Raw genomic sequence first — 24841 nt, forward strand, 5'->3', positions numbered from 1 at the left:
CCCCGAGTACTTAGTGCTCGGGGCCGAGGCATTTTTGCGTTCCCACTCGATCGGATGTTCCACCGGATCGAGTGAAAACGCATCAGCATCCTGGCGTGGCAGGTCGGTTGTCACGCAGAGTGGTCAGTGAGGCCGGTCGGCTGGGTCCTGTCGACGAGTGGTCAACAGGCACCGGGGGCGCGACGCCCGAGCTGGCGGAGGGGGAGGTGATGGCCTGTGAGAGTGACGACCTGTGCGGTGAGGGGACGTGGGATGACGCCCCGTCCGTCCTTATATGTGGCGCCGTCAGTTCCCCGATGTGGAGCCGACGGTCGGCTGACCCTCGCCGTTGGCTCCCGGAGAGCCTTCAGGCATTCCCGCGGCGCGGGCGAGCTCGAGGTCGAGCGCCTCGCGCCGGATGCGCTGGTCCATGTAGAGAAGGGCCGTCACACCCGCGCTGATCGGGAAGGTGATGGTCGAGCTGATCACTCCACCGACACCGACCACGATCAGAAAGGTCCAGCCGACGGAGACGGATTCACCGGACAGCCAGTCCATGGCGTTGTCCCCACCGATCACCATGGCGACCAGGCTGGTGGGGATCTCGATGATGGCGCCGACGATGAAGACCAGGACGACGGCGAGCAGTTGGATGCCGAAGACGCGCCCCCACGCACCGCGCACCAGCTTGAAGGAGCGTCGCAGGGCCTTGACGATCCCCTGCTTCTCCAGCATCAACGCGGGAGCAGCGAGGCTGAAGCGGACCCAGAGCCAGGCGGCGACGCCGGCCCCGGCGAGCCCGCCCAGAGAGGCGAGTGCGGCGCCCTCGCTGGGCACGCCCGCGGCGGCCAGCAGCAGACCCGGCGTCATACCGGCGCCGATGATGGCCACGGCGATGGTGGGGACCAGAAGGAGCAGCCCGCACAGCTGAAGAAGGCGCGGCCTGGCACCCGCCCATGCCTCCTTGGTCGACACGGATCGGCCCAGCACCGCTTGTGCGGCGACCACGGTCAGCAGGGCGGTGGTGACGATCGTTCCGAGGACGCCGAGCAGCAGGGTGACTCCGCTGTCCCCGAGCGAGTCGCCGACGGCGCGCATCGCCTGACCGATGGTGGCGTCCGGATCGTTGAGGACATCGCTTTCGTTCCCACGGGCGTCGTTGAACCACAGCCCGGTGGCGGCCGTGATCAGTCCCTGGGTGACGATCGAGACGATCAGCGAGATCCCGAGGACCGTGCGCCAGTGGGCGCGCATGATCGCCACCGCACCATCAAGGATCTCGCCGATGCTCAGCGGTCGCAGCGGAATGACACCGGGGCGGGGAGCGGCCGACTGACGCCGGCCGGTGCCCCATCCGCCTGGCGGGGGAGCGTGCGGCCCCGGTGGTGTGGGGCGTCCTCCCGACGCGGCCCAGCTGCCGGGCGGCGGCTGGCGCCGGGCCCACTGAGCGCCCCATACGGGCTGCTCGGGGGCGGGCTGGTCGGCGGGCTTGCCCTGCTGCTGAGCGCCGTGGTCCGGTTCGTCGGAAGGGGACGATCCGGGCGGGGCCCAGCCCGGAGAGTCGTTCATCGTCGCTCCGTAGGTTGTTCGTTGACCGGCCGCGGCGTCCGCGGCGGGCGGATGTCAGCCATCGTGCCACGGTGCGTTGCGCCTCGTGCCGGTCACTGGGGGCGGCCCGACACTTCAATAGTCGGTGGCGCACAGGGCAAACTGGGCGGATGGCTGATCAGTATCCGGTGTCCCCGGAAGGCTCCATACCTCCCACTGCCTTGGCGCTGCGCTGGGAGGAGCCCCCGGAGGGGCCCGTACTGGTACTTCTCGACCAGACCCGGCTGCCCGCCGAAGAGGTCGATCTGGTGTGCACCGATGTGCCGGCGCTGGTGGAGGCGATTCGCTCCCTCGCCGTGCGCGGCGCCCCGCTGCTCGGCCTCGCCGGGGCGTACGGGATCGCGCTGGCCGCGGCCCGGGGCTTCGATGTGGACGAGGCCGCCGAATCGCTCGCCCATGCCCGCCCCACCGCCGTCAACCTCGCCTATGGCGTCCGTCGGGCCGCCGCCGCGTACCACGCCGCGATCCGGGACGACGCGGACGAGGCTCGGGCCGCCGCGGCCGCCCTTGCCGAGGCCCGTGCCCTGCACCGGGAGGACGCCGAGGCCAGCGACCGTATGGCGGCCCATGGTCGGGCTCTCCTCGATGAGCTGCTGCCCGCGGGTGGTCACCGGATCCTCACGCACTGCAACACCGGCGCTCTGGTCTCCGGGGGCGAGGGGACCGCCCTCGCCGTGGTCAAGGCGGTGCACCGGGCGGGGCAGCTGCGGCGGCTCTGGGTGGACGAGACCCGGCCCCTGCTCCAGGGGGCGCGGTTGACCGCGTACGAGGCGGCGCGTGCCGGTATGGCGTACACGCTGCTCGCCGACAACGCAGCGGGTTCGCTGTTCGCGGCCGGTGAGGTGGACGCGGTGCTGATCGGGGCGGACCGGATCGCGGCGGACGGCTCGGTGGCCAACAAGGTGGGCAGCTATCCGCTCGCCGTGCTGGCCCGCTACCACCATGTGCCGTTCGTGGTGGTCGCCCCGACCACCACGGTGGACCCGGCCACCCCCGATGGAGCCGGGATCGAAGTCGAACAACGCCCTGGATATGAAGTGACGGACATCACAATCCCCTATGCGCCCATCGCCGGGCATGAGGCGGGCGCCGGAGTGCCGGTCGCCCCGCTGGGCACACAGGCCCGCAATCCGGCTTTCGACGTCACACCACCGGAGTTGGTGACGGCGATTGTCACCGAGCACGGCGTGCTCTCTCCGGTCACCGCGGACGGTGTCGCCGAGCTGTGTGCCAGGTCACGATCGGGTAATGGGATGATGTCGATATGAAGGGACGCGTCCTTGTCGTCGACGACGACACCGCACTGGCAGAGATGCTCGGCATCGTGCTGCGCGGCGAAGGCTTTGAACCGTCGTTCGTGTCGGACGGCGACAAGGCTCTTGCCGCTTTCCGCGAGACCAAGCCCGATCTTGTGCTGCTCGATCTGATGCTGCCCGGCCGGGACGGCATCGAGGTATGCCGGCTGATCCGGGCCGAGTCCGGGGTGCCGATCGTCATGCTCACGGCCAAGAGTGACACGGTCGATGTGGTGGTCGGGCTCGAGTCCGGGGCGGATGACTACATCGTCAAGCCGTTCAAGCCGAAGGAGCTGGTGGCCCGGATCCGGGCGCGGCTGAGGCGCTCCGAGGAGCCGGCGCCGGAGCAGCTGGCCATCGGCGATCTGATGATCGACGTGGCGGGGCACTCGGTGAAGCGGGACGGCCAGTCGATAGCGCTGACTCCGCTGGAGTTCGACCTTCTGGTGGCGCTGGCCCGTAAGCCGTGGCAGGTGTTCACCCGCGAGGTGCTGCTCGAGCAGGTGTGGGGCTATCGGCATGCTGCCGACACCCGGCTGGTCAATGTGCATGTGCAGCGGCTGCGGTCGAAGGTCGAGAAGGACCCCGAGCGGCCGGAGATCGTGGTGACCGTGCGCGGTGTCGGCTACAAGGCCGGGCCCAGCTGAGATGAGCGGTGGTACGGCGCCGCAGCCCGGGGGACCGGGAGGCGGGGCTCCGGAGGGTGCCCGGATGGGGCGGCCCGACCCGGCGGGCGAGATACCGCTGCTGCGGAGGCTGTGGAGCGGTGGACATCTGCTGCCCGACGGGGCGTCCGGAGGGCCGGCCCATCCGTTGATCCGGCTGTTCGGCCGGTGGGTGCGCCGTCCGCTGCTGCCCGCTGCCCGGCTGTGGCGGCGGAACATCCAGTTGCGGGTGGTCGCCACCACGCTGCTGATGTCGCTCGGCGTCGTGCTGCTGTTGGGCCTGGTGGTCATCGGGCAGGTGCGCAACGGGCTGCTGGACGCCAAGCGCCATGCGGCGCAGGGGCAGGCCGTCGGCGGGTTCGAGGTGGCCGAGCAGATGGCCGACCGCAAGAGCGACAACCGTGGCCAGGACGGGGCCGGGGCGGGTGCCCAGGACTCAGGGGCGTGGCTGAACGCGCTGGTGGAGCAGCTCGCCAGCGGTGGCAAGGGCGCGTATTCGGTGGTGGCGCTCAGCTCGGACTCCGGTGAGACGCCGTATGTGGCCAGCCGGGGGCCGAGGGCCTCGGGCGATGTCCAGCCGGACAGCGTGCCCGCCGATCTGCGCCGTCGGGTGGACGAGGGCCGGACCGCGCCGTATGAGCGCTACGGAAAGATCGTGCACGCGGGTTCCGGGGACGCCGAGCCCGCGTTGATCATCGGCAAGCGCCTGGACGACAACAACGGCGACGCCTACCAGCTGTACTACCTCTTCCCGTTCAGCCAGGAGGAGAAGTCGCTGAGCCTGGTCAAGGGCACCCTGGCCACGGCGGGGGTGTTCGTGGTCGTACTGCTCGGGGCCATCGCCTGGGTGGTGGTGCGGCAGGTCGTGACGCCCGTAAGGATGGCGGCCGGGATCTCCGAGCGGCTGGCGGCCGGTCTGCTCCAGGAGCGGATGAAGGTCACCGGCGAGGACGACATCGCCCGCCTGGGGGAGTCGTTCAACAAGATGGCGCAGAACCTCCAGCTCAAGATCCAGCAGCTGGAGGAGCTCTCCCGGATGCAGCGCCGCTTCGTCTCCGATGTCTCCCATGAGCTGCGCACCCCGCTGACGACCGTAAGGATGGCGGCGGACGTCATCCATGAGGCGCGTGAGGACTTCGATCCGATCACCGCGCGCTCCGCCGAGCTGCTGTGGGGCCAGGTCGACCGTTTCGAGTCGCTGCTCAGCGATCTGCTGGAGATCAGCCGGTTCGACGCGGGTGCGGCGGCGCTGGAGGCCGAGCCGATCGATCTGCGCGATGTGGTGCACCGGGTGGTGGACGGGGCCGAGCCGCTCGCCGAGGCCAAGGGCACCCGGATCCTGGTGCGGGGCGCCGAGGCGCCGGTGATCGCGGAGGCCGACCCCCGCCGGGTCGAGCGGGTGCTGCGCAATCTGGTGGTCAACGCCGTGGAGCACGGTGAGGGCCGCGATGTGGTGGTGCGGCTGGCGACGGCGGGCGGTGCGGTGGCCGTCGCGGTGCGGGACTACGGCGTGGGGCTCAAGCCCGGCGAGGCGACACGGGTGTTCAACCGCTTCTGGCGGGCCGATCCGGCCCGTGCGCGCACCACCGGCGGCACCGGTCTGGGCCTGTCGATCGCGGTGGAGGACGCGCGGCTGCACGGCGGCTGGCTCCAGGCGTGGGGCGAGCCGGGCGGCGGTTCGCAGTTCCGGCTGACGCTGCCGCGCACCGCGGGTGATGTGCTGCGCGGTTCGCCGATCCCCCTGGAGCCCGCGGACTCCCGGCGCAACCGCCGGCCGGATGACACCGGGGCCGCGCAGCCCCCGGCGGAGCGGCTGGCGGCGGTGCCCGCGCAGCCGCGGTCCCCGCTGCCCGCCGACGCCGCGGCGCCCTCGGCCGACCCCACGGCCCTGCCGGGCAATGGGGCGCGGGTGGTGCGCGGCGCCCCGGAGACGCCGTCCGACGGGCCGCGTGGCGGCCGGGAGACGGCCGCCCGGCCGACGACATCGAACGAAGGGGAGGGCCGCCCTCGTGGGCGCTGACCGTGCCGACCGTCGCCGTTTTAGCCGCCGTGCGCGCCGCCCGGGCGGCCGGGGCCTGAGCGCGCCGGTGCTGCTGGCCTGTGGCGCCCTGCTGCTGTCCGGCTGTGCCTCGATGCCCGACAGCGGCGATGTGCGGCGGGTGGACTCCTCGCCGCGCTCCGACGTCGATTCCCAGGTGCGGGTGTACGGGGTGAGTCCGGGCAAGGGTGAGCAGCCCGCGGAGCTGGTCTCCGGCTTCCTGGAGGCCACGACGAGCGACGAGGAGAACTTCGGCACCGCGAAGGAGTACCTGACCAAGAGCGCGATCAAGCGGTGGCAGCCGTTCGCGGCCACCACCGTGCTGGAGCAGGCGCCGGACGTTCGGGTGGAAACGGATCCCGGCGACCGGGACGGCAGCGGTAAGACGGTCGTGCTGTCGGGCAAGCGGATCGCCGTCGTGGACGACACACACGCCTACAAGCCCGATGAGCAGCCGTACGAGGAGCGCATCCATCTCACGCTGAGCGGTTCGGAGTGGCGGATCGACGGGCCGCCGCGGGGGCTGATCCTCGGCGAGTCCGACTTCCAGCGCATCTACCGCTCGGTCAATAAGTACTACTTCGCCGATCTGGGTCCGGACGCCGAGGAGTCGAGGGCCGGGGACAACGTGCTGGTGGCCGATCCGGTCTATGTGCGGCGCCGTATCGACCCGGTGACCGCGACCGTCAAGGCGCTGCTGGACGGTCCGACGGGGTGGCTGGAGCCGGTGGTCAGCAGCTCCTTCCCCCGTGGTGCGGCGCTCGGCAGCCGGGGTGAGCGGCTCTCGCTGGACGATTCGAACGCGCTGAAGATCCGGCTGAACGACCGGGCGGCGCGGATCAGCGCGCCGCGCTGTGCCCGGATGGCGGCGCAGACGCTGTTCACGGTCCAGGATCTGGGAGAGGGATCGTCCCAGGTCAGCGGGGTGCGGCTGGAGCGGCAGAACGGTTCGGAGCTATGTGCCCTCTCCAGTGACGGGGCGCGTGCCTATGCCCCGGACGGGGTCGAGGGCCATCCGCGGCACCAGTATTTCGTCGACTCCGAGCATCGGATGGTCCGATTGTCCGATGACGAGGACCGGCCACGGCCGGTTCCGGGGCCGTTCGGGGCCGAGGGCGCGGGTCTGGGCTCGGTGGCCGTCTCCCGCGATGAGCGGGACGTGGCGGGTGTCACGGCCGATGGCCAGTCGCTGTACGTGAGCGAGTTGGCGGCCGCCGCGGAGCGCGGCAAGGTGCGGCTGCGCAGCCGGGGCGGCAGCGTGGAGCACGGTCTGACGGCGCCGAGCTGGGACGGTCTTGGCGGTCTGTGGGTGGCCGACCGGGATCCGCGGCGGCCGAGGCTGCTGCGGCTGCGGGGCGGCACCGGACCGGCGGACGAGGTGGCGCTGCCGCGGCTGGACGGCGGCCGGATCACGGCGCTGCGGGTGTCCGCGGACGGTTCCAGGATCGCGATGCTGGTCAAGCGGTCCGGCCACACCACGCTGCGGCTCGGCCGGATCGAGCGCCGGGGTACCGAGGCCGCCCCGAAGCTGTCGGTCGGGGCGCTGCGGGCGGTCGCGCCGAAGCTGGAGGACGTGGACACCTTCTCCTGGGCGGGCGACAGCCGGCTGGTGGTCGCGGGCCGGGAGTCGGACGGGGTGCAGCAGCTGCAATACGTGGAGACGGACGGCTCCCCGTCGAACGTCCCGGAGGTGCCGGGGCCGAACGGGGTGCAGTCGATCGGTGCCTCGGAGGACCAGACGCGGCCGCTGATCGCCGAGACCAGGGAGAACGGCATCGTGCGGCTGCTGCCGAACACCGACTGGAAGACCGTGGACCAGGACGGTTCGGGGCCGGTCTACCCCGGTTAGGGCACGGTCACGAGCCCGGTCGGTCGGCTCTGTCCCGGTCGGGCGGGCTGCCCCGGTCGGCTCTGTCCCGGTCGGGCGGGCTGCCCCGGTCGGCTCTGTCCCGGTCGGGCTGCCCCGTCGGGTGGGGCGGCCACGGCGTGTCCTAGGCCAGAACACCGATCGGGGGTGGCTGGTTGTCCACATGTGCGCGGTTGTCCACAGGGGGTGGCGCGGTGGCCCGGCCGCCGGGACAGTGGTGGTCATGCGGGGCTGGTGGCAGGAGATCGCCGATCTGGTGCTGCCGGGCGACTGCGCCGGATGCGGTCGGCCGGGCGGCACGTTGTGTGGCCATTGCCGTGGGGCGCTGCACGGTTCCGGGGCGCGCCGGGTGGAGCCGAGCCCGGTGCCGCCGGGGCTGCCGGTGGTCCATGCGGCGGTGGATTACGTGGACGAGGCGCGGGCGGTGCTGCTCGCGCACAAGGAGCGGGGAGCGCTGAGGCTGGCGCGGCCGCTGGGCGAGGCGCTGGCGAGAGCGGTGCGGGCGGCCTGTTCCGGGCCCGGTGCGGAGTCCCGGGGGCGGGTGGCAGCGAGATCGGGCGCCATATGCGGGGCGACTCCGGGGGCCGGACCGGGGGCGAGACCCCGCGGGTGCCTGCTGCTGGTGCCGGTGCCATCGGCCCGGCGCGCGGTGGGTGCCCGGGGCCATGACCCGGCCCGGCGGATCGCGCTGGCCGCGGCGGGTGTGCTGCGCGGTGGCGGGCGCCCGGTGAGGGTTCCGGCGGTGCTGCGCCAGCGGCGCCGGGTGACCGACCAGTCGGGGCTGGACGCGCGGCAGCGGCGGGCCAATGTGACGGGCGCGCTGGGGGCGGTCCCCGGTAGTGCGCGGCTGCTGGCGGCGGGCCCGGTCGTCCTGGTGGACGATCTGATGACGACGGGGGCGTCGCTCGCGGAGGCGGCGCGGGCGGTGACCGCGGCCGGTGGGCTGGTCATCGGTGCGGCCGTGGTGGCCGCACCGCTGATGCCCTGACGCACACCGACCCCGGAACTGAATACGAAGCCGCGTCGTTGCAGGCGGTAAGCGCGGCAAAGCACCTGATCGGAGGTACGTGCCGGTAGGGGGTGCCGACTTCCGACCGGTCGAGCTATGTTCGGTTGTGAGGGATGGCGGGTGCTATGACTCGCTCATCCGCTTGGCGTGTTTTGCCTGCATTCTGGTGAGGCTTGGAACAAACGGGGTTGAGATCCTCTCCGTGGGAAGGAGGAGCTGAAAGCGCCAAGCCGGCGGCTCCGGAAGACACCGGAGCCAAGTGCACAAGGGATGACGCTCCGATATTGACTTTGGAGCTACCCGGGAACGGAGTTCTGCGTGGACATCGTCGTCAAGGGCCGTAAAACTGAGGTGCCCGAGCGGTTCCGGAAGCACGTGGCCGAGAAGCTGAAGCTGGATAAGATCCAGAAGCTCGACGGCAAGGTGATCAGCCTCGACGTCGAGGTGTCCAAGGAGCACAACCCGCGGCAGTCCGACCGCGCCGACCGAGTGGAGATCACGCTCCGCTCGCGGGGCCCGGTGATCCGGGCGGAAGCCGCCGCGGCCGATCCGTACGCAGCGCTGGACCTGGCGGCCAGCAAGCTGGAGGCACGGATGCGCAAGCAGCACGACAAGCGCCATACGCGCCGTGGCAACGGTCGCATTCCGGCCAGCGACGTGGCTGTCACCGTGCCCAACGCGGCGCGTATCAACGGGCATGGCGAGATCGCCCCCCAGCGCACCGCGGAAACCGTCCCCACCACCCGGATGGGCCCCCTGGAGGTGCAGGGTGAGGGCCCCCTGGTGGTCCGGGAGAAGACCCACGCCGCGGTCCCGATGACGCTCGACCAGGCTCTCTACGAGATGGAGCTGGTCGGGCACGACTTCTATCTTTTCGTCGACTCCGACACCAACCAGCCCAGCGTCGTCTACCGGCGGCATGGTTATGACTACGGGGTGATTCATCTTCAGCCGGAAGCGTTCGTCGGAGAGGCACCCGGTGGCGCCGGCGGCGCACTCGGTGGCTGACCGAGAAATTCAGCCGAATCCATCCTGACAAGTGAGTGGTGCCCCGGAGCGCCTGTGCGCCCCCCGGGGCACCTCCGTGCGACCACGGCGGGACCATTCCGCCGTCCGGGCATGAAATCATGGCCGAGCGGCCAACCGGTGTACCGAAAGCACCGGTTGACGCCAGACCGAGTGCACCAAAGGTGCGGACCGCAAGGGCCATGGCCTTCAGGGGGAGGAACGATGGCGGACAGCTTCGGGCCCGTGTCCGACGCCGGTGAAGACCATGGCGTCGGTCCGGACGGGGACGAGCCGCGCGGCGAGCCGCGCAAGGAGCCGATTCGGGTCCTCGTAGTGGACGACCACGCGCTCTTCCGGCGTGGATTGGAGATCGTCCTGGCCCAGGAGGAGGACATCCAGGTCGTCGGCGAGGCGGGGGACGGGGCCGAGGCGGTGGACAAGGCGGCGGATCTGCTGCCGGACATCGTCCTGATGGATGTGCGGATGCCCAAGCGCGGGGGGATCGAGGCATGCACCGCCATCAAGGAGGTGGCACCCAGCGCCAAGATCATCATGCTGACGATCAGCGATGAGGAAGCCGATCTCTACGACGCGATCAAGGCGGGGGCCACGGGCTATCTGCTGAAGGAGATCTCGACCGACGAGGTCTCGACCGCCATCCGTGCGGTGGCGGACGGCCAGTCGCAGATCAGCCCGTCGATGGCGGCCAAGCTGCTGACCGAGTTCAAGTCGATGATCCAGCGCACCGATGAGCGGCGGCTGGTGCCCGCGCCCCGGCTCACCGACCGGGAGCTGGAGGTGCTCAAGCTGGTGGCGACCGGTATGAACAACCGGGATATCGCCAAGGAGCTGTTCATCAGCGAGAACACCGTGAAGAATCACGTCCGCAACATTCTGGAGAAATTGCAGCTGCACTCCAGGATGGAGGCCGTGGTCTATGCGATGCGGGAGAAGATCCTCGAGATCAGATGAGGGTTCCGCCCGGAGCCCCGGGCAATCCGGAGCCCTGGGCAGCCCGGAGCCCCGGGCGGACGGCCGGGCTGCCGGCGTACATCGTGCGGGCGCCCGGGTGCGCGCTGAGTCGGCGCGACGTCACACTCCACCGGGATCATCCGCGCGAACTCGCTCGCCTGCGAGGCGGCCCGGGGCCACCGGGCCCCGGCCTGCTCATCGTTGCTGCTGGCCGGAGCGGAGACCGTCAGGAGATCCTCCTCGACACCCCCACAGAAGCGGGCCGACGGCGTCGATGCCGGGCCTCCGCCGGGGCTGTTCGGGGCGGTTCAGTCGATCGTCGCCGCGACCGCCGCCGTGAGCGGTGCGGCGAGCTCCGGGCGGTCGACGCGCTCGATCCGTACGGAGTCACAGCCCACCCATGCGGCCGCCTCCCACAGCGCCTGCGCCATGGGGGCCACGGCCTTCGGCGACTCCAGTGACACCTGCCGGGCGACCAGGGTCTTCCCCTCCCGGGCCGGATCGACCCGGCCCAGCAGCCGCCCGCCCGACAGCAGCGGCATGGCGAAGTAGCCGTAGATCCGCTTGGGCCTGGGCACATACGCCTCCAGCCGATGGGTGAAGCCGAAGATCCGCTCGGTGCGCGCCCGATCCCATATCAACGAGTCGAAGGGCGACAGCAGAGTGGTGCGGTGCCGGCCGCGCGGCGGGGTGGCCAGCGCCTCGGGGTCGGCCCAGGCGGGCTTGTCCCAGCCCTCGACCGCGACCGGCACCAGCCCCGAATCCGCGATCACCGCTTCCACCTGCTCGCCCTTGAGCCGGTGGTAGTCGGCGATGTCCGCCCGGGTGCCCACGCCCAGGGACTGCCCGGCCAGCCGGACCAGCCGGCGCAGACACTCCAGGTCGTCCAGGTCGTCATGGAGCAGGGCGTCCGGCACGGCGCGCTCCGCCAGGTCGTACACCCGCTTCCAGCCGCGCCGCTCGACGCACACCACCTCGCCGAACATCAGCGCCCGCTCGACCGCGATCTTCGCCGCCGACCAGTCCCACCACGGCCCGCCGTTCTTGGCCCCGCCGAGCTCGGTGGCGGTCAGCGGGCCCTCCGCGCGCAGCTGCTTCACCACCGTCTCGTACACCCCGTCCGGCAGCTCGTGGTTCCAGTGCGGACGGTCGCGGTAGGCGCGGCGGCGGAAGGCGAAGTGCGGCCACTCCTCGATCGGCAGCACACAGGCGGCATGCGACCAGTACTCGAAGGCGTGGGTGCCGGTCCAGTAAGCCGACTCGACCTCCTTACGGCCGACCGCGCCCAGCCGCGCGTATGGAATCAGCTCGTGTGAGCGGGCCAGCACCGAGATCGTGTCCAGCTGCACCGCGCCCAGATGGCGCAACACGCCCCGCACCCCGCCACGCCGGTCGGGGGCGCCCAGCAGCCCCTGGGCGCGCAGCGCGATCCGGCGCGCCTCGTCGGCGGAGAGTGCGGTCTCGGGCGTGCGGTCCACGGTGGATCCGATGGCGGCGTTCGTCATGCGCGTCACCGTAGTGGCACCCACTGACAACGCCGCCGATGCCCGGATCCACCGACGCCCGGATCCACCGACGCCCGCCCGATACCTGACGCCCGCCCGACGCCCGTCCGATGCGCCCTGGCGCCGCCCCAGCCCCCGTCAGATCGCCGACGGCGCCCGGCTCAGACCGCCGACGGCGCCGCGGATGGCCTGCCGGGCGCCCCGGGCGCGTTGGCCGCCTCGGACGCCTTGGCGGGCAGATACGGCGTGGTCGACGGCAGACCCCAGTCGGAGGGCAGCAGCGCGCCGCGCCAGGCGTCCCGCCGGGTGCCCTGGTGGACGATCCGGGCGCGGTCCGTCCCCTCCATCCGGAAGCCCACCCCCAGGGCGACCGCCCGCGAGCCCTCGTTCCCGGCCTCGCTGCACCACTCCAGGCGCTCCACCCCGAGCCGGGTGAACGCCCACTCGATCACGGCCCGCGCCGCCTCGTCCGTGTAGCCGCGCCGGCGGTGCTCGCGCACCGTCCAGTAGCCCAGCTCGGCCTGGTGCTCGGGGGTGCGCAGATGGGCCAGCCGCACCAGGCCCATGGCGCCGATGAGTGCGCCGTGACCCTTGGTGACCGCGGCGAAGTCGTAGGTCAGGTTGTCACGCCAGTTCTCCGGGCAGATCCGGCGGGTGAAGTCCTCCGCGTGGGCACGTTCGTACGGGGAGGGCACGCTGGTCCAGCGCTGGATGTCGGGGTCCTGACAAGCCGCGAGGACCGCGTCCGTGTCGGAGGGACGGAAGGGGCGCAGGACCAGGCGCTCGGTGGTGAGGGTGACAGGCTCCATGCGTCCCGAGTCTGCGCCGCCGTCGTCACTCACCGCGAGCGGTTTCGGTGAATTGGAGGGCACCTGGGGGGCCTCCCGGGCGTTGACACGGTGAGGTGACATCCGGTCCTCGTGGTGACGGACCTCCCGGCGTGCCGGGGTCTGTCTTACGATGGCCGTTGCGGCGGGGCCTGCGCCCCTTGACAATGCCGCGCCAGCGCACCCCGACCGTGCCAGGCCCGACCGGCAAGGAGCCAGCCTACGTGTCCGTCCTCAACAAGCTCATGCGTGCAGGCGAAGGAAAGATCCTGCGCAAGCTGCACCGCATCGCGGACCAGGTCAATTCCATCGAAGAGGACTTCCTGTCGCTCTCCGACGCCGAGCTCCGCGCCCTCACCGACGAGTACAAGCAGCGGTACGCCGACGGTGAGAGCCTCGACGATCTGATGCCCGAAGCGTTCGCCACGGTGCGCGAGGCGGCCAAGCGGGTGCTCGGACAGCGTCACTACGACGTCCAGCTGATGGGCGGCGCGGCGCTGCACCTCGGGTATGTCGCCGAGATGAAGACAGGCGAGGGCAAGACCCTGGTCGGCACCCTCCCGGCGTATCTGAACGCGCTGTCGGGCAAGGGCGTCCACCTCATCACGGTCAACGACTACCTGGCCGAGCGCGACTCCGAGTGGATGGGCCGGGTGCACCGGTTCCTCGGCCTGGAGGTCGGCTGCATCCTCGCCAACATGACCCCGGCGCAGCGCCGCGAGCAGTACGCGTGCGACATCACCTACGGCACCAACAACGAATTCGGCTTCGACTACCTGCGCGACAACATGGCGTGGTCGAAGGACGAGCTGGTGCAGCGCGGCCACAACTTCGCGATCGTCGACGAGGTCGACTCGATCCTGGTGGACGAGGCCCGTACGCCGCTGATCATCTCCGGCCCGGCCGACCAGGCCACCAAGTGGTACGGCGACTTCGCCAAGCTGGTCACCCGGCTCTCCAGGGGCCAGGCCGCCGAGCCGCAGAAGGGCCAGGAGGAGACCGGGGACTACGAGGTCGACGAGAAGAAGCGCACCGTCGGCATCCATGAGTCCGGTGTCACCAAGGTCGAGGACTGGCTGGGGATCGACAACCTCTACGAGTCGGTCAACACCCCGCTGGTCGGCTACCTCAACAACGCGATCAAGGCCAAGGAGCTCTTCAAGAAGGACAAGGACTACGTCGTCATGGACGGCGAAGTCATGATTGTCGACGAGCACACCGGCCGTATCCTCGCGGGCCGCCGCTACAACGAGGGCATGCACCAGGCCATCGAGGCGAAGGAAGCGGTGGAGATCAAGGACGAGAACCAGACGCTCGCCACGATCACCCTCCAGAACTTCTTCCGCCTCTACGACAAGCTCTCCGGCATGACCGGTACGGCGATGACCGAGGCCGCCGAGTTCCACCAGATCTACAAGCTCGGTGTGGTCCCGATCCCGACCCACCGCCCCCTCGCCCGCCTCGATCAGTCCGACCTGATCTACCGCACCGAGGTCGCGAAGTTCGACGCGGTGGTCGAGGACATCGTCGAGAAGCACGCGAAGGGCCAGCCGGTCCTGGTCGGCACCACCTCCGTGGAGAAGTCCGAGTACCTCTCCCAGCAGCTCGCCAAGCGCGGCGTGCCGCACGAGGTGCTCAACGCCAAGCAGCACGACCGGGAGGCGACGATCGTCGCCCAGGCCGGCCGTAAGGGCGCCGTGACCGTCGCGACCAACATGGCGGGCCGCGGCACCGACATCAAGCTCGGCGGCAACCCCGACGACCTCGCCGAGGCCGAGCTGCGCCAGCGCGGTCTGGACCCGGTGGAGCACGCCGAGGAGTGGGCCGCCGCGCTGCCCGCCGCCCTGGAGAAGGCCGAGGCCGCGGTCAAGGCCGAGTTCGAAGAGGTCAAGGAGCTCGGCGGGCTGTATGTGCTGGGCACCGAGCGCCATGAGTCGCGCCGGATCGACAACCAGCTGCGCGGCCGCTCCGGCCGTCAGGGCGACCCCGGCGAGTCCCGCTTCTACCTCTCGCTCGGCGACGATCTGATGCGGCTGTTCAAGGCGCAGATGGTCGAGCGCGTCATGGCGATGGCGAACGTCCCGGACGATGTCCCGATCGAGAACAAGATGGTCACCCGGGCCATCGCCTCCGCCCAGTCGCAGGTCGAGCAGCAGAACTTCGAGACCCGTAAGAACGTCCTGAAGTACGACGAGGTCCTGAACCGCCAGCGTGAGGTCATCTACGGCGAGCGCCGCCGCGTTCTGGAGGGCGAGGACCTCCAGGACCAGATCGGCCACTTCATGGACGACACGATCGAAGCCTATGTGCGGGCGGAGACGGTCGAGGGCTTCGCCGAGGAGTGGGACCTGGACCGGCTGTGGAACGCCTTCAAGCAGCTCTACCCGGTCAGCGTGACGATCGAGGAGCTGGAGGAGACGGTCGGCGACCGCGCCGGGATCACCGCCGAGTTCATCGAGGAGTCCGTCAACGACGACATCCACCAGCAGTACGAGGCGCGCGAGGAGCAGCTCGGCTCCGAGATCATGCGTGAGCTGGAGCGGCGGGTCGTGCTCTCGGTCCTCGACCGCAAGTGGCGCGAGCACCTCTACGAGATGGACTACCTCCAGGAGGGCATCGGGCTGCGCGCGATGGCCCAGAAGGACCCGCTGGTCGAGTACCAGCGCGAGGGCTTCGACATGTTCCAGGCCATGATGGAGGGCATCAAGGAGGAGTCCGTCGGCTATCTGTTCAACCTGGAGGTCCAGGTCGAGCAGCAGGTCGAGGAGGTCCCGGTCGAGGCGGCGGAGGAGCAGGTCGACCTCGTCAAGGACGTGCAGGACGCGGTGCCGGCGGGCGCTCCCGCCGCGGGCCCGGCGGGCTCATCGGGGCGCCCCGAGATCCGTGCCAAGGGCCTCGAGGCGCCGCAGCGGCCGGACCGGCTGCACTTCTCCGCCCCCACGGTGGACGGTGAGGGCGGTGTCGTCGAGGGCGACTTCCCCAATGGCGAGACGCCTCCTCCGCCCCGGTCGGAGGCCGACGGGCTGACGCGGGCGGAGCGGCGCAAGGCGCAGAAGGGGCGCCGCCGCAAGAAGTAGCGACCGGGCTGGGGTGAACGGGCCGGGGCGCCGCGCAAGAGCGTGGCACCCCGGCCCGTCGCGTCCCCGCCCTGTGGGCGGGTTTCGCGGATCGGGCCGGCTTACGGTGTCGGCCCTGGCGTCCCGGGCCCTATGGGATCCGGCGGACCGCGCGGCGGGGCCGCATGTCGGTGCTTTCCCCTCCCCGCCCCTTCCCGTAACCATGGGCTACGCCCCTGGACCCCGCTCCTCAAACGCCGGAGGGGCTGGATTGGCTCCGCCCCTTCCCGTGGCATCGATATGCGGCTCCGCCGCGTGGTAGGGGCTCCGCCCCTGGACCCCGGAGTGCAGGAGGGGCGGAGCCCTGCCGTGCGGCGGAGCCTTGCCGTGGGGCGGAGTCCTGCCGTGGGGCGGAGTCCTGCCGTGGGGCCGAGCCGCATATCGATGTTGCGGGAAGGGGCAGGGGAGGGGAGCGGCCCGCCGCGAGCGGCGAGATCCGCCGGACGGGGCTTAGGCGAGTGGGCCGAGGTCAATTGCGGCGCAGCGCCAGCGGGCGTCGGCGCCGAGCTCCAGCCGGAAGGCGAGCGCGCTGAGCCGGTCTCCGGAGGCGATCCGGGCGAATGCCTCGATGACCCCGTGCCGGGGCTGGTACTCGCCACAGCGCCGTACGACGGGCGCTGTTGCACGCGTTCCGGCGGGGCGCAGCGGGGCGCGCGGGGCGAGTTCGATCAGCTGGTCGTAGGCGGCCGGGAGGGCGTGCCCGAGGAGGGTGTGAACGGGGCGCTGACCGCTGAGGGTGAGCACCAGCCGGTTGGCGAACCAGTAGCGCGGCAGCCGATCCCGCTGCCGCCACGCCGCGGTGGCGGCCGCGGAGCGCGATACGGCCGCCGCACGGGACGCGGTCGCCGCGCGGGACGCGGTGGGCACGCGGCGCGCTTCCGTCGTGTGGGGCGCCGCCGTCGGCCGTGCGGTCCGGGGCGGTGCTGCCGTTGTGGGGGTGGTGCGGGGGCGGCGGGGGTCTTTGCGGCCGGGTGGGCCGCTTCGCCCCGGCCCGCTGCCGCCGCGCCGTCGTACGGCCTCCCCGGCCGCGGTCGGTCGTACGGCCTCCCCGGCCGCGGTCGGTCGTACGGCCTCCCCGGCCGCGGTCGGTCGTACGGCCTCCCCGGCCGTCGTGGCCCGGTTCGTGGACCGATCCGTCGCCCGGACGCCCTCACCCATGCTGCTCGCCCCGTTCTCCGCGGCCCGGCCGAATACCGGGCGGTAGCTTTCGTCGGAAAGTCTTCTACCGGCGGTTTTCCGGCCTCCGCAATCGGCGCCCGGCCCCCTTCGCGCCCACATCGCGGTTCACCTATCCGGGGCATGCGGCCACTCATCGGCCCTGGTCATCGGCTCGAGCGCGGCTCATTCCCGTCTTCGCGCGGGCCCGTTCCGACCTGTCCTCCGAAAGGGGACCACCGGTCCTTTCCAGAAGGTTCGGGGAGGGGACGGGCGATCGTATGCTGGGGGCCTATCGGTCTCTGATGAAAGCGGCAGACATGCGCGTCTACGTCCCCCTGACCCTCTCCGGTCTCGCCGAGGCGTACAAGGAGGGCCAACTGGGGCCGGCGCCGTTGACCGCCTACGCGGTCACCCCCGCGCTCCGCGAGTGGTATCTGTCCGACGACATCGAGGAGCTGGAGTACGCGGCGCTGAGCCGGGCCGCGCAGGCGTCGCTGCGGCTGCTGGCCGTCGACCCGCGGGCGCCCCGCAGGCGGGCCGTGGTGGCCGTGGACGTGCCCGACGGGCAGGCGGTCGCCGACCCGGACCGGGGGCTGGACCAGTCCGCGCTCGGCGAGGTGCGGATCGAGGCCGCCATACCGCTGGCGAAGGCCGCCGCCGTGCACCTGGACGCCGATGACGCCGAGCGGGACATCTCCGCGGCCGCCGACGCGCTGGGCGCGGCGGACCTCGGGGACGACGACGCGCAGTTCACCGTGGACGGCGCCGAGGACCATGAGCTGCTCTGGTACGCCACCCAGGAGATCCCCAACCTCATCGAGTGAGGCCCGTCGATGCCCGGTGTCCGAGCCTCCGGGTACGGTCGTGGGATGGGGAAGAATCAGGTGACGCATCTCGTCTGGGACTGGAACGGCACACTGCTCCACGACATCGACGCCGTGATCTCGGCGACGAACGCCTCGTTCCAGGAGATCGGGCTGCCGCCGATCACCCTCGAGCGCTATCGCGACCTGTACTGCGTCCCGGTGCCCCGCTTCTACGAGCGGCTCATGGGCCGGCTGCCCACCGACGCGGAGTGGGAGGTCATGGACGAGGCGTTCCACCGGCACTACTGGGCGCTGGCCGAGAGCGCCGGGCTGGCGATCGGCGCCCGGCGGCTGCTCACCGAGTGGCAGGAGGCGGGCCTCACCCAGTCGCTGTGCTCACTGGCCCCGCATGAGTATCTGCTTCCCCTGGTGCGGACGCATGGCATCGAGAGCCATTTCGTCCGGGTGGACGGCCGCGTCGGCCAGAGCAACGCCGGTAAGGCCGAGCAGATGATGCGCCATATCGCCGCGCTCGAAGGGGTGTCGCCGCGGCGGATGGTGGTGATCGGGGACGCCCTGGACGACGCGGTGGCGGCGCGGCACGTGGGGGCGCGGGCCGTGCTCTACACGGGCGGTTCGCACAGCCGGACCAGCCTGGAGGCGGCCGGGGTGCCGGTCGTGGACACGCTCGAGGAGGCCGTACAGAAGGCCGAGCGCATGGTCGACGAGTGACCGACGAGTAAAGGGCCGGAGCCCGTCCCGGGCTCCTCGGCAGTCTGCCTCAGGCCCTTGCGGTGCTTCGTGCGCCCTCTCGCGCGTCCGTACGCCTCCGCGGCAGCGTCCCCGCTCCCGTCACGCCGAAGGCACCCACCTCGCCCCACCTCCGCCATCTCACACCACCGGCGCCTTGACCCGCAGCACCGCCAGGAACTCCCGCATCCAGGCCGGATGGTCCGGCCACGCCCGCGACGAGATCAGCGTGCCGTCGACCACGACCTCCGCGTCCTGGTACTCCGCCCCCGCCGCCTGCATATCCGGCTCCAGCGCCGGATACGCGGTGACCCGCCGCCCGCTCAGACCGCCCACGGCCGCCGTCAGCAGCGGGCCGTGGCAGATCTGCGCCACCGGCTTGTCCGCGTCGAAGAACGCCTTGCAGATCTTGCGGAGCTCGGGGTCGTTGCGCAGGTACTCCGGGGCCCGGCCGCCGGGGATCACCAGGGCGGCGTACCGCCCGGGGTCGACCTCGGAGAAGGCGAGGTCGGCGGGGAGCGTATAGCCCGGCTTCTCGGTGTAGGTGTCGAAGCCCTCCTCGAAGTCATGGACCACGAGGCGCAGCGTCTTGCGGCTCGGGGCCGCGATATGGACCTCGTACCCCTCCTCGCGCAGCCGCTGGTAGGGGTAGAGCACCTCCAGCGATTCGGCCGCGTCGCCGGTCACCAGCAGGATCTTCGCAGCCATGCCGCCCACCTCCAGGTCCACGGTTACCACCGTGCTTACCACCGTCCAGATCACGGTGCATCCGCGCCCGCGCTTTGCCAAGAGGGCGTGAGCGGCGCATCATCGCGGCGCGCGCGCCTCGCGGTCGCTGTCCATTTCGTCAAACTTCAGGGCCCGGTTTTGTACACGAACGGCTCATGACGACCCCCTGGGGAGGAGCGATAGCCTTACTGCGTGATCAGCGCGATAGTCCGTGAGGGCAATGAGGCCCTCGCTCCGCGCCCGGCGCCCCACGGGCCCCGGGCTCGAGCCGCCGCTGACCTGTGGCGTGTGGGGTCTTGGTCACTTACGGCCGAGTACGCCCCGGCCATTTCCCGATCCGGCATACCGTCGTTCACGACCGGATTTTTCGCGTCGCGGCGTCATGCCACCGCAATCGATGTCACGCAACGGCGCGCGACAGGAGCCAGAGGACATGCAGACCAAGCTGGACGAAGCCAAGGCCGAGTTGCTCGAACGGGCCGCGCGGGTAGCTGAGAACAGCCCTGCCGGGGGGCAACCGGTGCAGGGCCCAGGACCGGAAGCCCTGACCGCATACCTCCAGCACTACTACCTGCACACGCCTCCGGAGGACCTCGCCGATCGCGACCCGGTCGATGTCTTCGGGGCGGCGCTCTCCCACTACCGGCTCGCCGAGGTGCGTCCTCAGGGCACGGCGAACGTCCGTGTGCACACGCCGACCGTCGAGGAGCACGGCTGGACGTGCAGCCACTCCGTGGTCGAAGTGGTCACGGACGATATGCCGTTCTTGGTCGATTCGGTCACCAATGAGCTCACCCGCCAGGGGCGCGGCATCCATGTCGTGATCCACCCGCAGGTGATCGTGCGCCGTGACATCACCGGCAAGCTGATCGAGCTGCTGGATCTCCCCGCGGACGGCGCGACCCGGAAAGAGCTTCCGCATGACGCGGTCGTGGAGTCCTGGATCCATGTCGAAACCGATCGCGAGACCGACCGCGGCGATCTGAAGCAGATCACCGCCGATCTCCTGCGCGTCCTGTCCGATGTCCGCGAGGCCGTCGAGGACTGGGAGAAGATGCGCGAGTCCGCGCTGCGCATCGCCGAGGGCCTGCCGGAGGAGCCCAAGGCCGCCGAGGTCCGCCAGGAGGAGGTGGAGGAGGCACGTGAGCTGCTGCGCTGGCTCGCGGACGACCACTTCACCTTCATCGGCTTCCGCGAGTACGAGCTGACGCAGGTCCCCACCGAGGCCGGTGGCGAGGAGGACGTGCTGACCGCGGTGCCCGGCACCGGCCTCGGCATCCTCCGCTCCGACCCGCAGCACAAAAACCCCGAGCAGAGCCCCCAGGGGGGCTCCGGGACCCCGGTGTCGCCGTCCTTCAACCGGCTTCCGGCCGATGCCCGCGCCAAGGCGCGCGAGCGCAAGCTGCTGGTGCTCACCAAGGCCAACAGCCGCGCCACCGTCCACCGCCCCTCGTACCTCGACTACATCGGCGTGAAGAAGTTCGACGCCGAGGGCAATGTGATCGGTGAGCGCCGCTTCCTGGGGCTGTTCTCCTCCGCCGCGTACACCGAGTCGGTGCGCCGGGTTCCGGTCATCCGCCGCAAGGTCGACGAGGTGCTCGCGGGCGCGGGCTTCGCGGCCAACAGCCACGACGGCCGGGATCTGCTCCAGATCCTGGAGACCTATCCGCGCGATGAGCTGTTCCAGACCCCGGTCGATCAGCTCCGCTCGATCGTGACCAGCGTGCTCTACCTCCAGGAGCGCCGCCGGCTGCGGCTGTTCCTGCGCCAGGACGAGTACGGGCGCTACTACTCCGCGCTGGTCTACCTTCCGCGCGATCGTTTCACCACCGATGTGCGGCTGCGGCTGACCGACATCCTGCTGGAGGAGCTGAGCGGCCGCCCGCCGGTCGACTTCACCGCCCTGCACACCGAGTCGGTGCTCTCCCGGCTGCACTTCGTGGTCCGCGTCCAGCCGGGCACCGAGCTGCCCGATCTCACCGACGCCGATGTGGAGCGGATCGAGACCCGGCTGATCGAGGCCGCCCGCTCCTGGGCCGACGGCTTCGCCGAGGCGCTGGTCTCCGAGGTCGGCGAGGAGCGCGCCGCCGAGCTGCTCCGCCGCTATCAGCACGCCTTCCCCGAGGGGTACAAGGCGGACCACACCCCGCGCGGCGCCGTCGCCGACCTCCAGCACCTGGAGCGGCTGAAGGGCGGCGAGAAGGACTTCGCGCTCAGCCTGTACGAGCCGGTGGGCGCGGCCCACGCCGAGCGCCGCTTCAAGATCTACCGGGCCGGGGCCCAGATCTCGCTGTCCGCGGTGCTCCCGGTGCTCAACACCCTGGGCGTCGAGGTGGTGGACGAGCGTCCGTACGAGCTGCGCTGCTCGGACCGGACCACCGCCTGGGTCTACGACTTCGGGCTGCGGCTGCCCCTGCGCGAGGGCGAGTCCCTCGCCGACGACGCCCGTGAGCGCTTCCAGAACGCGTTCGCCGCGGTGTGGACCGGTCTGGCCGAGAGCGACAACTTCAACCAGCTGGTGCTGGGCGCGGGGCTGGACTGGCGGCAGGCGATGGTGCTGCGGGCCTACGCCAAGTATCTGCGGCAGGCCGGGTCCACCTTCAGCCAGTCGTACATGGAGGACACCCTCCGTAACAATGTGCACACCACCCGGCTGCTGGTCTCCCTCTTCGAGGCGCGGATGTCGCCGGAGCGGCAGCGGGCGGGCCTGGAGCTGACCGACGCCCTGCTGGAGGAGCTGGACGCGGCGCTGGACCAGGTGGCCTCGCTGGACGAGGACCGCATCCTGCGCTCCTTCCTCACCCTGATCAAGGCCACGCTTCGGACGAATCACTTCCAGAGCGTCAGCGATGGAAGCGACAACAGGGGTCAGAAGAACGGGGACGGCAAGCCGCACGACTACCTGTCGATCAAGCTCGATCCGCAGGCCGTGCCGGATCTGCCCGCACCCCGCCCGGCGTACGAGATCTGGGTCTACTCGCCGCGGGTGGAGGGTGTGCATCTGCGGTTCGGCAAGGTCGCGCGCGGGGGCCTGCGCTGGTCCGACCGGCGTGAGGACTTCCGCACCGAGATCCTCGGCCTGGTCAAGGCGCAGATGGTGAAGAACACGGTCATCGTGCCGGTGGGCGCCAAGGGCGGCTTCGTCGGCAAGCGGCTGCCGGATCCGTCCGTCGACCGTGACGCCTGGATGGCCGAGGGCATCGCCTGCTACAAGACTTTCATCTCCGGTCTGCTCGACATCACCGACAACATGGTGGCCGGGCAGGTCGAGCCGCCCAAGGACGTGGTCCGCCACGACGGGGAGGACACCTATCTTGTCGTCGCCGCCGACAAGGGCACCGCGACCTTCTCCGACATCGCCAACGACGTGGCCCAGTCGTACGGCTTCTGGCTGGGGGACGCCTTCGCCTCCGGCGGCTCCGCCGGATACGACCACAAGGGCATGGGCATCACCGCCCGCGGCGCCTGGGAGTCCGTCAAGCGCCACTTCCGCGAGCTGGGCCATGACACCCAGACCCAGGACTTCACGGTCGTGGGCGTCGGCGACATGTCCGGCGATGTGTTCGGCAACGGGATGCTGCTGAGCGAGCACATCCGGCTGATCGCCGCCTTCGACCACCGGCATATCTTCCTGGACCCCAACCCGGACGCGGCCACCTCCTACGCCGAGCGCCGCCGCCTGTTCGAGCTGCCGCGCTCCTCGTGGGAGGACTACGACACCGAGCTGCTGTCGGCGGGCGGCGGCATCCACCCCCGTAGGGCCAAGTCCATCCCGATCACCCCGCAGGTGCGGGCCGCGCTGGGCATCGAGAAGCGGGTCACCAAGATGACCCCGGCCGATCTGATGAAGACGATCCTCAAGGCCCCGGTGGACCTGCTGTGGAACGGCGGCATCGGCACCTACGTCAAGGCGTCCACCGAGTCGCACGGCGATGTCGGCGACAAGGCCAATGACGCGATCCGGGTGGACGGCCAGGATCTGCGGGTCAAGGTCGTCGGCGAGGGTGGCAACCTGGGCCTCACCCAGCTGGGCCGGATCGAGTTCGCCCTCAACGGCGGCCGGATCAACACCGACGCGATCGACAACAGCGCCGGTGTGGACACCTCCGACCATGAGGTGAACATCAAGATCCTGCTCAACGCCCTGGTCACCGAGGGAGACCTCACGGTCAAGCAGCGCAACAAGCTGCTCGCCGAGATGACCGACGAGGTCGGCGCGCTGGTGCTGCGCAACAACTACGCGCAGAACGTGGCCCTGGCCAACTCCGTCGCCCAGGCCCCCAGCCTGCTCCACGCCCACCAGCGGCTGATGCGCCGCCTGGGCCGGGAGGGCCGGCTGGACCGGGCGCTGGAGTTCCTGCCCACCGACCGGCAGATCCGCGAGCGGCTCTCGTCCGGGCGCGGGCTGTCCCAGCCCGAACTGGCCGTACTGCTCGCCTACGTCAAGATCACGGTGGCCGATGAGCTGATCGCCACCGGGCTGCCCGACGATCCGTACCTCCAGCGGCTGCTGCACGCGTACTTCCCGCAGGCGCTGCGCCAGCGGTTCCCCGAGCACATCGACGGCCACGCCCTGCGGCGCGAGATCGTCACCACCGTGCTGGTCAACGACACCGTCAACACCGCCGGTACGACCTTCCTGCACCGGATGCGGGAGGAGACCGGGGCCTCCACCGAGGAGGTCGTGCGCGCCCAGACCGCGGCCCGCGCGATCTTCGAGCTGAACCAGGTGTGGGATGAGGTCGAGGCGCTGGACACGGTCGTCGCCGCCGATATCCAGACCAGGATGCGGCTGCACTCGCGGCGGCTGGTCGAGCGCGGCACCCGCTGGCTGCTCAACAACCGGCCGCAGCCGCTGGCGCTCGACGAGACCATCGACTTCTTCGCGGAGCGGGTCGGCACGGTCCGGGCCCAGCTGCCCAAGCTGCTGCGCGGCTCCGACATCGAGTGGTACCAGCGGATCTACGACGAGCTGACCGGGGCGAACGTCCCGGAGGACCTGGCCACCCGGGTGGCGGGCTTCTCCTCGACCTTCCCGGCGCTGGACATCGTCGCCATCGCGGACCGCACCGGCAAGGAGCCGCTGTCGGTCGCCGAGGTCCACTACGACCTGGCCGACCGGCTGCGGATCAGCCAGCTGATGGACCGGATCATCGAACTGCCGCGCGCCGACCGGTGGCAGTCCATGGCCCGGGTCTCCATCCGCGAGGACCTGTACGCGGCCCAGGCCGCCCTGACCGCCGATGTGCTGTCGGTGGGCAACGGCGGCTCCACGCCCGAGCAGCGCTTCAAGGCGTGGGAGGAGAAGAACGCCGCGATCCTCCAGCGAGCCCGCACCACGCTCGATGAGATCCAGTCGTCGGAGACCTTCGACCTGGCCAATCTGTCGGTCGCGATGCGGACGATGCGGACGCTGCTGCGCACGCACAGCTGACGCGTACCGCACGGCCTCCGCGCCCCCGGTGGACTTCATGTCCGCCGGGGGCGTTTGTCACCCGCTTGGGCGCCC

At 70.8% G+C, this 24841-nt stretch carries 16 protein-coding genes; 11 read left to right on the top strand and 5 right to left on the bottom strand.

The window, feature by feature from the left end:
- Positions 1-285: 285 nt before the first annotated feature.
- Entirely contained in the window at positions 286-1548 is a 1263-nt protein-coding gene (locus tag NQU54_RS42750; protein WP_257635704.1) for a hypothetical protein, read from the bottom strand.
- Between the two features lie 149 nt (positions 1549-1697).
- On the opposite strand from NQU54_RS42750, the gene mtnA reads away from it, so the two are divergent.
- The 7 genes from mtnA to NQU54_RS42785 all read left to right on the top strand — a co-directional run bounded on the left by mtnA (position 1698) and on the right by NQU54_RS42785 (position 10441).
- Entirely contained in the window at positions 1698-2855 is a 1158-nt protein-coding gene (mtnA, locus tag NQU54_RS42755) for an S-methyl-5-thioribose-1-phosphate isomerase (protein ID WP_257635705.1), read from the top strand.
- Positions 2852-3529 (top strand): two-component system response regulator MtrA, encoded by a 678-nt coding sequence (mtrA, locus tag NQU54_RS42760; protein WP_257635706.1) that lies wholly within the window; start codon positions 2852-2854, stop codon positions 3527-3529. Before mtnA ends, mtrA begins: the two co-directional genes overlap by 4 nt.
- A gap of 64 nt (positions 3530-3593) precedes the next feature.
- Positions 3594-5567 (top strand): MtrAB system histidine kinase MtrB, encoded by a 1974-nt coding sequence (gene mtrB, locus NQU54_RS42765; RefSeq protein WP_069863384.1) that lies wholly within the window; start codon positions 3594-3596, stop codon positions 5565-5567.
- Positions 5557-7434 carry an LpqB family beta-propeller domain-containing protein gene (locus tag NQU54_RS42770; protein WP_257635707.1) on the top strand — a complete coding sequence of 626 codons (1878 nt, stop codon included), beginning with the start codon at positions 5557-5559 and terminating at the stop codon, positions 7432-7434. The genes mtrB and NQU54_RS42770 overlap by 11 nt, the downstream gene beginning before the upstream one ends.
- A gap of 241 nt (positions 7435-7675) precedes the next feature.
- Positions 7676-8440 (top strand): ComF family protein, encoded by a 765-nt coding sequence (locus tag NQU54_RS42775; RefSeq protein WP_306279656.1) that lies wholly within the window; start codon positions 7676-7678, stop codon positions 8438-8440.
- A 339-nt stretch (positions 8441-8779) separates the two neighbouring features.
- Positions 8780-9469 (top strand): ribosome hibernation-promoting factor, HPF/YfiA family, encoded by a 690-nt coding sequence (gene hpf, locus NQU54_RS42780; RefSeq protein WP_069863394.1) that lies wholly within the window; start codon positions 8780-8782, stop codon positions 9467-9469.
- Positions 9470-9691: 222 nt separating this feature from the next.
- Positions 9692-10441 carry a response regulator gene (locus tag NQU54_RS42785; protein WP_069863396.1) on the top strand — a complete coding sequence of 250 codons (750 nt, stop codon included), beginning with the start codon at positions 9692-9694 and terminating at the stop codon, positions 10439-10441.
- Between the two features lie 308 nt (positions 10442-10749).
- Here the strand turns inward: NQU54_RS42785 and NQU54_RS42790 are convergent, their stop codons facing one another.
- Together NQU54_RS42790 and NQU54_RS42795 are read right to left on the bottom strand one after the other, a co-directional pair.
- The gene (locus NQU54_RS42790) at positions 10750-11946 is read right to left on the bottom strand and encodes a winged helix-turn-helix domain-containing protein (protein WP_257635708.1); all 1197 of its coding nucleotides are present in this window, start codon (positions 11944-11946) and stop codon (positions 10750-10752) included.
- 161 nt (positions 11947-12107) lie between these two features.
- Complete coding sequence (locus NQU54_RS42795; protein WP_257635709.1) at positions 12108-12755, bottom strand: GNAT family N-acetyltransferase; 648 nt, start codon at positions 12753-12755, stop codon at positions 12108-12110.
- Positions 12756-12997: 242 nt separating this feature from the next.
- Here NQU54_RS42795 and secA point away from each other — a divergent pair, with 242 nt between their 5' ends.
- The gene (gene secA, locus NQU54_RS42800) at positions 12998-15850 is read left to right on the top strand and encodes a preprotein translocase subunit SecA (protein WP_257635710.1); all 2853 of its coding nucleotides are present in this window, start codon (positions 12998-13000) and stop codon (positions 15848-15850) included.
- Positions 15851-16339: 489 nt separating this feature from the next.
- Here the strand turns inward: secA and NQU54_RS42805 are convergent, their stop codons facing one another.
- Entirely contained in the window at positions 16340-16756 is a 417-nt protein-coding gene (locus NQU54_RS42805) for an Rv3235 family protein (protein WP_257635711.1), read from the bottom strand.
- Between the two features lie 608 nt (positions 16757-17364).
- Between NQU54_RS42805 and NQU54_RS42810 the strand changes: the two genes are divergently transcribed.
- Both NQU54_RS42810 and NQU54_RS42815 read left to right on the top strand, forming a co-directional pair.
- Entirely contained in the window at positions 17365-17871 is a 507-nt protein-coding gene (locus NQU54_RS42810; RefSeq protein WP_069863403.1) for a DUF6912 family protein, read from the top strand.
- A 45-nt stretch (positions 17872-17916) separates the two neighbouring features.
- Positions 17917-18585 (top strand): HAD family hydrolase, encoded by a 669-nt coding sequence (locus tag NQU54_RS42815; RefSeq protein ID WP_257635712.1) that lies wholly within the window; start codon positions 17917-17919, stop codon positions 18583-18585.
- A gap of 159 nt (positions 18586-18744) precedes the next feature.
- Here NQU54_RS42815 and NQU54_RS42820 read toward each other — a convergent pair whose 3' ends face one another.
- Positions 18745-19311 carry a DJ-1/PfpI family protein gene (locus NQU54_RS42820; protein ID WP_257635713.1) on the bottom strand — a complete coding sequence of 189 codons (567 nt, stop codon included), beginning with the start codon at positions 19309-19311 and terminating at the stop codon, positions 18745-18747.
- A gap of 454 nt (positions 19312-19765) precedes the next feature.
- Between NQU54_RS42820 and NQU54_RS42825 the strand changes: the two genes are divergently transcribed.
- Positions 19766-24766, top strand: coding sequence for an NAD-glutamate dehydrogenase (locus tag NQU54_RS42825; RefSeq protein WP_257635714.1), 5001 nt, complete (start codon positions 19766-19768; stop codon positions 24764-24766).
- Positions 24767-24841: the final 75 nt, after the last annotated feature.

The sequence above is a fragment of the Streptomyces malaysiensis subsp. samsunensis genome (genome assembly GCF_024519315.1).
Taxonomy (GTDB): Bacteria; Actinomycetota; Actinomycetes; order Streptomycetales; family Streptomycetaceae; genus Streptomyces; species Streptomyces malaysiensis.

Bases quoted from the DNA above. Each gene is read 5' to 3' on its own strand.
- NQU54_RS42750 (WP_257635704.1), bottom strand. From the start codon at position 1,548: ATGAACGACTCTCCGGGCTGGGCCCCGCCCGGATCGTCCCCTTCCGAC.
- mtnA (WP_257635705.1), top strand. From the start codon at position 1,698: ATGGCTGATCAGTATCCGGTGTCCCCGGAAGGCTCCATACCTCCCACT.
- mtrA (WP_257635706.1), top strand. From the start codon at position 2,852: ATGAAGGGACGCGTCCTTGTCGTCGACGACGACACCGCACTGGCAGAG.
- mtrB (WP_069863384.1), top strand. From the start codon at position 3,594: ATGGGGCGGCCCGACCCGGCGGGCGAGATACCGCTGCTGCGGAGGCTG.
- NQU54_RS42775 (WP_306279656.1), top strand. From the start codon at position 7,676: ATGCGGGGCTGGTGGCAGGAGATCGCCGATCTGGTGCTGCCGGGCGAC.
- NQU54_RS42785 (WP_069863396.1), top strand. From the start codon at position 9,692: ATGGCGGACAGCTTCGGGCCCGTGTCCGACGCCGGTGAAGACCATGGC.
- NQU54_RS42790 (WP_257635708.1), bottom strand. From the start codon at position 11,946: ATGACGAACGCCGCCATCGGATCCACCGTGGACCGCACGCCCGAGACC.
- NQU54_RS42795 (WP_257635709.1), bottom strand. From the start codon at position 12,755: ATGGAGCCTGTCACCCTCACCACCGAGCGCCTGGTCCTGCGCCCCTTC.
- NQU54_RS42810 (WP_069863403.1), top strand. From the start codon at position 17,365: ATGCGCGTCTACGTCCCCCTGACCCTCTCCGGTCTCGCCGAGGCGTAC.
- NQU54_RS42815 (WP_257635712.1), top strand. From the start codon at position 17,917: ATGGGGAAGAATCAGGTGACGCATCTCGTCTGGGACTGGAACGGCACA.
- NQU54_RS42820 (WP_257635713.1), bottom strand. From the start codon at position 19,311: ATGGCTGCGAAGATCCTGCTGGTGACCGGCGACGCGGCCGAATCGCTG.
- NQU54_RS42825 (WP_257635714.1), top strand. From the start codon at position 19,766: ATGCAGACCAAGCTGGACGAAGCCAAGGCCGAGTTGCTCGAACGGGCC.